Origin of the sequence: uncultured Gimesia sp. (genome assembly GCF_937910335.1) — a bacterium.
Taxonomy (GTDB): domain Bacteria; phylum Planctomycetota; class Planctomycetia; order Planctomycetales; family Planctomycetaceae; genus Gimesia.
On the sequence record NZ_CALEMX010000148.1, the window covers coordinates 1 to 11,570 of the forward strand.

Annotated in this window: 5 protein-coding genes; 2 read left to right on the forward strand and 3 right to left on the reverse strand. The window is 48.3% G+C overall.

Annotated elements, in window-relative coordinates:
* The 3 genes from Q0668_RS05995 to Q0668_RS06005 all read right to left on the reverse strand — a co-directional run.
* Nucleotides 1–1,427: inverse autotransporter beta domain-containing protein (locus tag Q0668_RS05995; protein ID WP_298861294.1), on the reverse strand; the 1,427-nt coding region annotated here is incomplete at its 3' end.
* Between the two features lie 260 nt (nt 1,428–1,687).
* Nucleotides 1,688–5,401 carry a cytochrome c biogenesis protein CcsA gene (gene ccsA / locus Q0668_RS06000; RefSeq protein WP_298861297.1) on the reverse strand — a complete coding sequence of 1,238 codons (3,714 nt, stop codon included), beginning with the start codon at nt 5,399–5,401 and terminating at the stop codon, nt 1,688–1,690.
* 60 nt (nt 5,402–5,461) lie between these two features.
* Entirely contained in the window at nt 5,462–6,535 is a 1,074-nt protein-coding gene (locus Q0668_RS06005; protein ID WP_298861300.1) for a hypothetical protein, read from the reverse strand.
* A 1,094-nt stretch (nt 6,536–7,629) separates the two neighbouring features.
* Here Q0668_RS06005 and Q0668_RS06010 point away from each other — a divergent pair.
* Together Q0668_RS06010 and Q0668_RS06015 are read left to right on the forward strand one after the other, a co-directional pair.
* Nucleotides 7,630–9,393, forward strand: a complete 1,764-nt coding sequence (locus Q0668_RS06010) for a trypsin-like peptidase domain-containing protein (RefSeq protein WP_298861303.1) — start codon at nt 7,630–7,632, stop codon at nt 9,391–9,393.
* A gap of 197 nt (nt 9,394–9,590) precedes the next feature.
* Nucleotides 9,591–11,570, forward strand: a 1,980-nt coding sequence (locus Q0668_RS06015; RefSeq protein WP_298861306.1) for an isochorismatase family protein, incomplete at its 3' end; no start/stop codon positions are given.

The window sequence follows — 11,570 nt, forward strand, 5'->3', positions numbered from 1 at the left end:
TGATTCGAGCCTGGATCGATTCCTGGCTCAACCCAAATGGGAAATATCGGATTAGAGACCATCAGGTCGCCCACGCCGTTAGCGATAATTGAAGAACCGGCGCCGGTTGTCGTGATATCAAAGCCGGAGAACACGCTGCGGTTATTCAGTGTGAAGCTACCTGTGATTTGTGAGTTTACGCCGGAATTGGAATCAGGCAGTTGAAGTGATCCAAATTGCGAATTGATGAACTGAGCTGGTCCTTCGGAGAGTACCTGTGTGTTAGCCGCGAGAGTAAAGTCGCCTGTTTCCATACCGATACGGTGATCGTAGACGATGACATCACCCTGTTGTGTGCGTGGATCAGCAAAGGCGGCTGCGAGCGTTGCATAGGGGTCTTCATAAGAACCATCGCTGTTGCCGCCGGTGGCAACGTGCATGAAGTAATAGGGTAATCCTGTGGTCGGATCGATGATCAAGCCGCCATTGGGGTCTTCAATTTTCTGGTTGGCGACAACGATGCTACGAAGTCGTTCGGGGCTTTCGCCCAGTCGATCTCTGGCTTTCAGATCGGAACGGGGACCTCCTCGCAAACCTGTGATACTGGGCCATTGAATGCCGACGGCAAAGTTGACGGTTGTGTCGAACACACGGTCATTCTGCACACTGAGATTGAGAGAGACCATATCCGAGATGCGGCTTTCGATCCGGGATTTCCAACCCCAGGCCTGCTTGCTGCCTTGGGCTTGAAAATGGTACCAGCCCGCATAAGCGCGAAGGTCCATATTTTCGTTGGAATAAAATTTGGCCCCCGCTTCCATATCGAGGCCTTTCATGGCGGCCTGATAGTAACGGGTAAAAGTACCACCGGTCAGATAATGGCCTATGAATTTATATCCACCACCACCGCTGGTATGAGTCGTTGCATACTGATTGCGTGTCTGACCTGTGGGGACATACCAGTTGAGCCTTGCGTCCCAGATGTCACCGAGCGTTTCAATTCCCCCGGAGACCTGATCGAACGTGGCATACCCTGCATCGCGGGTATCGTAGTAAATGTAAGCTCCGATGGTTCGCTGATATTCGGGAATATATTGGCGGGCACCAAAACCTACATTCGAACCCAGATTATGATTATCGTCACCTAGTAGGAGCCGCGCGTCGATGAAGGTCAACCAGCTACTGTCTTCCCCTTCCAGGAGTGGGAAGAAGGCGTCAAAGGATGAAAGTCCTCCGATGCGTCCGACGGTGTCTCCTGTTTCGTAGCGGTAACCGAAGTGGGGTCGATAACGACCGAACCAGGCCGAATCGCCGAAGAGTTCAGAGGCATCGCCGCCATAGTTTTCATTTTCGAAACCAGGCTCTTCATAGGCCGGATCAAGGGGCTGGGCGAGGAGCGTACTTGGTACGTAGAGGGCAATCAGTAAAGCAAGGCAAAAGTGTTTCATGGAATCCATTCCGAATTAGACGTAGATTTATAAGATCTTTCGTCATAACAGAATGTGGGGCTGAAGCGGTATTTGCGATAAGCACTACCGATGATATCTACGGTTTTGGTTAGGGGGAGTAGGGTGAATTTGCAGGCTAGTGTGCGTGATTAATCTTCCCTGGCTTGCAGATGAACAACGAGAGGTATCTGGATTGCCACAAATCCCATTCGACCTGAAGAATGGTTGGAAACGAAGTGATTTTCGACTTTCCCTTTCAATCAGACCTCGCGTCTTTTGAAGCTCCACCAGAGTTTTTGTGGAAGGAATGCAAGGGCAATGACTGCCAATTGTGAGAGCATGAACAGTCCGAGTGCCATCAAGACGCCATCGGTGAAGCCGTAAGAGTGCAGGCCGACTCCCAGTTCATTTACGCCGAACCATGACCAGCTGGTAACGATATTCCCGCCGATGGAAAGCATGGCTAGACCGCGATCTTTGATCATGCCACCCCAGCGTGCATGTAGGACGAGTGCGTTCCAGAGAACGATGATGAGCGCGCCATTTTCTTTGGGGTCCCATCCCCAGAAGCGTCCCCATGAATCATCGGCCCAGAGACCACCCAGTACGGTTCCTACAAAGCTGAGGAAAATGGCAAAGCAGAGTACGCCGTACAGCATGCGAATGACTTCTTTGCCGGCGTCCGCCGTCATCCTTGGGGTACATGTTCCCCACAAGATATAGAACAAGCCGAGCATTCCGGCTACAAAGGTGGCGGCATAGCCAAGTGTGATACAGACCACGTGTGTTGCGAGCCAGAACTGGGTATCCAGGACTGCCTGCAAGACTGTCATTGTGTCGCCATCACCGGCCAGCATGTGAGCGATGAGCAATGTGGAGAAACCGGCGACCGCGGCCAGTAAATTACCGATGCCCAGTCGATTCATGCGTTCGATAACCATGCCCGCGACCACAGCCCCCCATCCAATAAAGACGGCAGAGGAGTAGAGGTTGGTAACAGGGGGGCGGCCCGAGATATAAATTCGGGAAATCAAAGCAAACGTATGTACGGCGAATGTCAGCGCAATGATCCAGAAAGCGGCGTTACCCAACGGCTTATTCCAGAACAGGAACGAGAAACAGACCAGCACGAACGCGATCAGATATAACACTGAACAATAATAAAATGGTTCAAAATGATTGAAGAATGCTTCGTAATCAATTTTTGAGAGATCTGTTTGAGGCAATGCTGCCTGATGTTTATTCAGCCAGCGTTGATAGTTGCGGACTTCTTTATTGAATTCCTGAACGTCGCCTTTGGAATAGGCGACCAGGATTTTGGTCCAGGCTTGTGTGGCTTGATGTTCTTTATCTTTAGAGAAACTGGCTTTTACAAGATCGCGAGTCCAGGCATACGAATAGGTGTGCCATTCATTATCGTCTTCTCCTTCTGCTCCCGGTGGAATGGCCCGGGGCGGATTACGTTTATCGAGCGCCCCATGACGGCGGATTGCTTGCATTAAATCTTCACGAGCCGTTTCTGGGCGAATATTCGGAGGGGTAAACGATTGGATTATTAAATCAATCGTCCCGATTTTACTTTCCAGATCGAGGACTTGAGATTGATATAAACTGGCATTCCCTTTGCCCGCCTGACGTGCCAGCGCAGCCTGTTTGGAAAGTTCCGGAAGTTTTTCTATAAAGTCATCAAACGAGTAGCGGAATCCCTTACGTTTCTTAAGATCGAGTGTATCCTGCAGTTCCTGACTTTCGATACGAACGACATTGTATTTAAAGGATTCTTCGGGTTTGGCAATCGTATCCAGCAGCCACTTGATGGCGGGAACTTTCCTGGTTGTCGTCTTTTTCTTCTCCTGCTTAGCTACTTTAGAATCTGAATTATCTTTTGTATCTTTTGCTGTCGCTTCCTCTTCGTCTGCTTTCTCTTTTGCTTTGGATGTGACAATTTTGCCATCTTCATCGTATTCAACTGTAAAATCCTGTCGACCGGAAATGATTCGCAGACTGTTGCGGGCCAATGTATCGATGGGTTTGGAACGACCCTGGTAGAGAATGGGGAGCTGCCCGAATTCGTACAGGTTCATTTCATTCGAGGGTGTTTTGGGAATGCGGGCTTTGCTCATCAGATAGCCGCCAAAGATGACGAGAATGAGAGCGGGGATCAGAAATCTATTCATTATGTTTTTAAAGTGTTGTTTATCTTTCAAGTGGGCAACTTCTGCATTATCGGGTTGTTCAAAATTAGCGACTGCCGTCGGCTCGAGTCTCTGTTTTTCGCGTCTTGCGAGAAACCGCAGCAAAGTGATCATGAAATGATATAACATGCCTACGGCGACAATCATGCAGGAGACATAGGGGATCATCCAGCCCATGTTGGTGACGACCGAAAGCGTTGTCATTTCCTTACCTGTATCGGGGTCGGCGTGATAGCCGCTTTGATAAAACGTTTCGCCACTATAGCGGAGCGGGTTATTCATCCAGATTTTAATTTCCCGATCGACGCTGGTTGTGGGGTCCACCAGTTGAATATCAGAGGAATAATTCATAACCGTTCGAGTGCCGGCGTAATCATCTTTCCGCACATCAATCAGTTTTACTGTATACGGTTTGTAGGTGCGTTTAAAACGAAGGGAAAGCTCGTAGGGTTTACCGTCGACGGTCACCTGCTCACCGAAATCCTGTAGGCCCATTACCAAGCTGAGCAGATAGACGCCGAGAGACTCGGATGTTTTTTTATCGATAATTTTAATGTAAGCCGCCGGAGTGTCGACAGCGCCGCCCATATCGGTACCTGATGCGGTTCGAACGGGTAAGGCAATCCAATCCATGCCGCTACCCTTTGTGGCGGGATTCTCCGCGAGTTTTTTTTCCTCGGGGCCTAAAGAGGAAATCTTCCTGAGGGAGGCGTTCTGATAAAATTTGATCAGTTCGTAATCAAAGGGGAGTTTGTCGCTGGAAACGACCTCTTTTTGTTTTTCAAGTAAGATCGATTTGGGGATGACGGTAACCAGATCCTCTTTGGGGTCAGATTCATCGATGATGGCTAATTCGATTTCACGAATATCATGCACGTAATTCGCCGATTCGTCTTCAGAAATCGTCATCTGTGTTTCGACGGCCATTGTGCCGACCATCAATTCACTGAGCATCATTAATCCTACGCCGCCATGTAGCAGCACAATGCCAGCACGCTTTTTAAACAGGATGATACAACCTGCGAGCAGTACGACACCGGCAAAGGTTGCTTTGATTAACTGCCAGAGAATGCGCATTGAGGAATCGCTGAAGCGTGCCGCATCTCCTTGAGACAGAAACCAGGCCAACAGGCAGGCTAGTAGCAGCGTGGCGCCTGCGATCAACCCGCGTTCGACTTTGCGAAGTGATTCTATCTGAAAAAAGAGCCAGATGCCCCCGATGATCGATGCTGCGATCCCTACTTCGATTAACGTCCATAAAGCAGACCAGCTCAGCAGAGGAGTTTCCTGAAAGCCTTCTTTATTCGAACCGCTGGAAATTACTATCCAGGTTATGAATATGCCTAGACCAATAATAACCCAGCCTAAGATCCGCTGCGATTCTTTCGCTTGTACTTTAAAGCGAATGAAGTGCGCTGCGAACAGATTGATGCCCATTAGAAATCCAATCAGCCAACCGCCGGGAAAGTAAAAGAAACCGGGGATATTCGCCTGATTGAGGTTCGGAAAAAACGAAGGGGGAAAGAAAATTTTGAGTTCAATGCGCGCGATGCCGGTGCGGAAGTATTCATCAATGACGACCCAGATGTCTTTATTGACTTGCGCCAGTGTTCCGGCGAGGATGATGAAAATCGCCATTGCAAACAGGATTACAGTCAGTCTCAGAGACGCAAAGGGTTTCAGGAAATTCAGGAACAGCTCATTGAAATTGTCGGAACCGGAATCAATATCTGGTGCGGCAAATTCGCTGGATTTGTCTGAAATTGTATTTGTCGACATGTTGATTTCCTGCAAATAAAACTCAATATATTGTATCGTGAAGTTAGTTCTTGTCGCGAACTATTCAAATCGGATGGATTGAAGAAACTGTTTGAAGTTGGTCTCTTCCTGCTCGGCCAGTTTCGCGGGACCTGTAAACTTGACGAACCAGGCGAGTTCGTTTCGGTAAAGAATCGCACCTAGAATCGCTTTGCGTGGTTTTGCGCTTTCCGGTCCGATCAGTTTGACATAGGTGGCTTCCAGGTCGCCGACTTTTAATTGTTCGGAATTTTTGGGGAGATCCGCTTCTGAGATATCTTTCAGTCCTACTTGTCCGCGCCAGCGATTGATATTAAGCAATAAAGGGTTAGCGGCTTTGGCCAGATCGATTACGGTGACCTCTCCGGTTTCGTCTCCTGCTGTGATATTGAAGCCCGCTTTTCTCATTCCGCCACTGCGGCCCGGCTGCCAGCCTTTGGGGGTGTCATACTTCAATGCGGATGAGGTAGCAGGTTTAGGGGCGGGGCTGGGAGTAGGTTTTGCAGCGCCGACTCTCATTCCTGAAGCGAAGGGAGCCCGGCTCATTGGATTGCCGGCCATCAACCCTTTTAAACTGACCACGGTCAGACTTTGATCTTGGTCTTTAAGAGTAAACAATTCGGTATCCAGGGCGGGCGTATCGGAAGCGGCCTTGATTTCTTTGGCTGTGATGTTGGATAGGCCGACCTGACCGCGCCAGCGGTTGATGTTTGAGAGCAAATCTGTTTCCAGCGAATCGCTGGCAGGCAAGGGGATGACTGACAATTCGACCGCGGGCTGACTGTCTTTCACTTTAAGCGTGGCAAAACGCATTGAACTTCCCGGTTCCTGAACCCAGTTTTCCGGGAGCTTCCATGCAGGTTTCCCCGCTTTCATGGTAATTGATTTGAGAAATTCGACGAAGGGTTCGAACTCAGCTTTGACCTGATCGGGGGTGCCTGTCATTTTGAAAAACCAGTTTTGTGGACTGCCGGGCAATATCGCTGCCAGCATTCGTACTTCTTTCGCGGGTGCCGCTGTGTTGTCCGATTCGATCGGACTGCTACCGGTGGCTTTCTTCGGAACAGTGTAAGAGGTGATCTCTTCCTGCTTTGAACAACTTGTTGAGAAGAGCATTAGGAGCATCATGCAGGGTGAGCAGAATTGTTTCATGGGATTCCATTGAGCAAGTGATTGAGGCATAAGCGTTTCTAATTCGATTCTGTAAACTACTAAAAGCGAATCAGCGAATTTCAGGACTTCTTTTGAAGTCAAACTGTGTTTGGCAAATTCGCCCATCAGTATAAATGTATAGATGATTCAGAGAGTGTTTCGGTCACAGTATTTAAGGCGGGATGAAAATCAGAAAGACGAGATCTCTCTGCAGGGTTGTAAGTCATTATATATCAGTTAGATAAGTGAATGTTAACAAAGCACGATTTTCCGGGTGTGCTTTGAGGAGAATCGCTATGACATTATAGTTGTTTCAGAACAGAAAAGTACACAACCAGTTTGACTGCCCTGCGAAAATCTTCCGCATTTGCTGTGTCCTGACTCCGCAACCGCTCTCCTGTTGTCTTTGCAAAAAAGTCTGAAAAATAAGGTAAAAATTACAATGCCTTGCAATAAATCCATCAAAATGGATTCTGTGAGAGCAGATTGTAAAAGGTTCCAGAGAAAATTCTATTTACAAAGAATACTCTTTAATGTATTTACGCGTTCTGGCGAATATTTCGCAAAATAAATTGCCTTTATGGCATGTAAGCTGCTTATTTTTAAATGACCTGTCCCAAATGGGATTTCGATCCTGTTTCTTTAACATACAACCTTTCAGGTACGGAACCGACAATTCAAATCGATGAGAGCAGATGGTCAGGAAGACCGGGCTTGATTCCACCTTTTTAATCTATCCAAAAACAACCTAATGGCATGGAAGCCGCATAGTGAAGCTATTTTCACATACATCACCCTTTGATTCGTTCAAACGGGCTGTGAATTTTCGAACTGTCGCCTCTCTTCAGAATAAGAGAAGTCGCAAGCAGTTTATCGCTCCTCTGGGGATTGAAGCTTTCTCTCCTTGCTCTGCTTCTCTGCATACGACAACCGGACCGGTTGTCTGCTCTGTTCTGCGAACTATTTCAAGTTCACGGTGCGAGTATAAAGTCTATACCCCTTTATCTGATTCAGTAACGCGATACGCGTTTCAACCAACCTTATTGAGGAGTTGGTAGATGAAGTTTTCGACAACTGCATTTTTATCATTGATTATTTTTGCCAGTACGGCCAGTGCCGCGCCACCGAAGGGAGTTCTTTTGGACTTTACGGCGACGTGGTGTGGTCCCTGTCAAAAAATGAGTCCGTTGATTTCACGTCTCAAACGTGAAGGTTTTTCGATCAAAAAAGTGGACGTGGATCAAGAGCCGGAATTGGCTCGGCGTTTTAAGGTGACCAGTATTCCCGCATTTGTTCTGGTCATCGAGGGTCGCGAAGTGGCGCGTTCTGTGGGATCGACGACTGAAAGTAATTTGAGACGGATGCTGGCACGTATACCCAGCGCCGAATCGCCGCGGCCTGCCAAATCTAATGAGGTGATTTTTGCTGATAATCAGCGGAAATCGAGTTCGTCTGCAGAACCACCCATTCAGTTGGCACAGAATCAAACGAAACCAGAAAAGAAATCGCGGGGTTTTAATATTCCTTTTTTTGGAAAATCGAAAGACGCTGACGAATCGGTGCCTGTTGAAGAACCTGTGATCCGGGCTCAGTTTGGCGAATCAGCCAGTGATCGTAGTGTAGAAGCAGTGTCGCAACCGACGGTCAACGATTGGCGCGAGAGTACAGTTCGGATTCGTGTGAAAGATCGCAAGGGGATGGATCTGGGTTCTGGAACGATTATTCACAGTGCTGTTGGACGGACATTAATTGTGACCTGCAGCCACATTTTCAGTGAGTTAAAAAACGATTCGGTGATTGAAGTGGATGTCTTTCAGGAAGGCAAACCCGAAACGTATGTGGGAACTCTGGTTCGTTATAATATGGAAGCAGATGTCGGACTGATCACGATTCCCACTTCAGCGACCATTCCTGCAGCGAAAGTTGCCAGCATTGAATATCAGGTTAAGGCCGGTGATCAGGTTGCCAGCATTGGTTGTAATGGTGGTGAGTTGCCGACGTTGGAAAAAATTAAAGTAACCGAGCTCAACCGATTTTTGGGTCCCGACAATATTGAATGTACGGGGATGCCCGTGCAGGGACGATCGGGGGGCGGATTGTTTGATCGTTCGGGTCGTCTGGTGGGTGTCTGTTTTGCGGTTGATAAGGAAGACCAGCGTGGTTTGTATGCGGGGCTGCCAGTGATTCACAAATTACTGGATGATTCGAAGCTGAGCGCCCTCTATCAGCAGCCTGAAGTTCAACCGAGTCATCCTGAACCCAAAATGCCCGAGATGGCGCGTGCGGAAACCAATCAGGAACTGCTGGATGAATTTCTAGAACGTGCAATGCCGGCTCGGACAGTAACGTCTGCTACAACTGGCAATCCTGATCTTTCTCAATTGCAGGCTGCTTTAAAGCAAGCCGGTGAATCGGAAGTCGTTTGCATTATTCGTCCGTTGAATCAGCCGAAGTCAGCCAGCCGCGTGGTGATCATTAACAAAGCCAGCTCAAAGTTTGTGTCTTATCTTTCAAACGAAGTAGGTAACCAGCCGCAGCAGACATCAGCGCGATTCAAGCCAGAAGAATTTCTGGATCGCACTTCACAAATGCAACAGAAAACAAATACAAGAGGTAAACGCATTAGTCGCAGTCTGCCACGCTCTGCGAGTGTTCCTCAATCGGGTTTGTCTCAGCCGGAAGAGTCTGGGTTTAGACGTCCTGCTTCGTTCTCGCAAACTTCGCATAAAGCCGTTGTTACTAATCAGCAGAAAAGAGACAAAATTCAGCAGGTTGAAAATCAGCTTCAGCGATATCGTCGTTCCGCTGAGTCTCATCGCTGAAATCATAATAATCACGAATCTGGTACATTCTTGAATCCAGCCTGAAAAGTAACATTCTTTTCAGGCTGGTTTTTTTGTTTTTCGCTTTGAGACTTTTGTTCTGGTACAGTGCCCCTATAAAATGGAGAACCTGTTGATGCTGTCAGCAGATCGACGTCTATGGTTACATCCTAAAGCCTGCCACCAGGAGACTCCACGTGAATGCTTTTCTCAAACTGGCTGCCTGTTTCAGTCTGGTATTGATTTCGATAACCTCTGTCTCGGCTGAGGATTTGAAATTACAACTGCGTTATCAACAGGAAACAAGTAAAGATTCCGGCCGCTATCATCGTTTGCACCGTTCTGAAAACTGGGATCCTTCACAGACGGCAATCATTGTCTGCGATGTCTGGGATTATCATCATTGTCTGAATGCCGTCAGACGACTCGGAGAGTTTGCACCGCGTCTGGATAAGCTGTTGAAGACAGCTCGTGAGCAGGGCGTTACGATTATTCATTCTCCCAGTGATTGCATGGCCGCGTATGAGGGGCATCCCGCACGTCATCGCGCGATGCAGGTTTCCCAGAAAGAGCAGCCTCCTGCCGGCATTAAAAACTGGTGTTCGAAAATTCCGAGTGAAGAACGAGCCGTCTATCCCATCGATCAATCCGATGGAGGAGAAGACGATGATCCGGTAGAGCATGCAGCGTGGGCGAAGAAACTGAAATCATTGGGACGCAACCCCGGTCTCCCCTGGAAGAGTCAGTCTCCCCTGATCACGATCAACGCCAAGAAAGATTTTATCAGTGATAAAGGTGATGAAGTCTGGAATATTCTTCAAAGCCGTGGCATTAAAAATGTGATTCTTACGGGCGTGCATACCAATATGTGTGTGCTGGGTCGCCCCTTCGGTCTGCGACAGCTGGCCAAGAACGGGAAGAATGTTGTGCTTGTGCGGGACATGACCGACACGATGTACAATCCGAAAAGCTGGCCTTACGTCAGTCATTATACTGGTAATGATCTGATTTTCGCGCATATCGAAAAATTTATCTGTCCGACGATTACCAGCGATCAGATTCTGGGTGGCAAACCGTTCCAATATAAGAACGATCAACGTCCGCATCTGCTCATGGTGATGGCGGAGGCCGAGTATGAGACCAATCAATCATTGCCCGAATTTGCCAGTAAATATTTAGGAAAACATTTTCGGGTGAGTAGTGTTTATGCTGATGACAAAGATCGTAATTTGATACCGGGAATCGAAGTGATTGATGACGCCGATGTTGTGCTGTTTAGCGTTCGTCGTCGCGTGTTGCCAAAAAAAGCGATGCAGGCGATTCGCAAGTTTGTTCAATCCGGAAAACCTGTGGTTGGCATTCGCACAGCCAGTCACGCGTTTTCGTTACGAGGCAAACAGCCAGCCCAGGGGTTAGCGGATTGGCCGGAATTTGATGCCGTTGTGTTTGGCGGTAATTATCACGGGCATCATGCTAACGACGCCAAGTCGCTGATATCGATTAACGAAGCTCAAAAGCGAAATCCGATTCTGTCGGGGATTCCCGATAAACCCTTTCCGCAAGCCTATTCTCTATATGAAGTCTCACCGCTGGCGAAAAACACAACGGTGTTAATGACCGGGAAAATTAAAGGCGCACCTGTAGAACCGGTCGCCTGGACATTTCAGCGGAAAGGTGGCGGCAAGTCGTTTTATACATCGCTGGGTCATCCGGGTGATTTTGAACAGCCTGAGTTTTTGCGGCTGCTGGCGAATGGAATCTATTGGGCCGCCGGTCTTGATCCGGCAGATGTCACACTTTCCGAAAAAGTCACGGTTCACGAAGCCCCGCATTGGTCTGTAGTAAAACTTCCCGGTTTGGAGAAGGGGGAGAAAGCGAACGAAAGCCGCTGGTATCGGTGTGTGGTCCGCGTTCCCCAACAGTGGATGTTGGGCAAACCTTTGTTGTTGAAAGTAGCTGCCGCAAAGGGAACCGACGTCAAAGCCTGGTTTAACGGCACGTCTTTAAAGAAAACAGATGCTGGTTTTCAGATAACATGTGAACCGGTGGCCGTCGATGATGCCAACCTGATCGTTTTGCAAGTGTCAGGCCAAACGAAAGCGGCGGATTTCCGTAGTGTACCACAATTGGTTTCCGCATCGGGTAGTTTACCTTTGGCGGGGCGCTGGCAATATCGG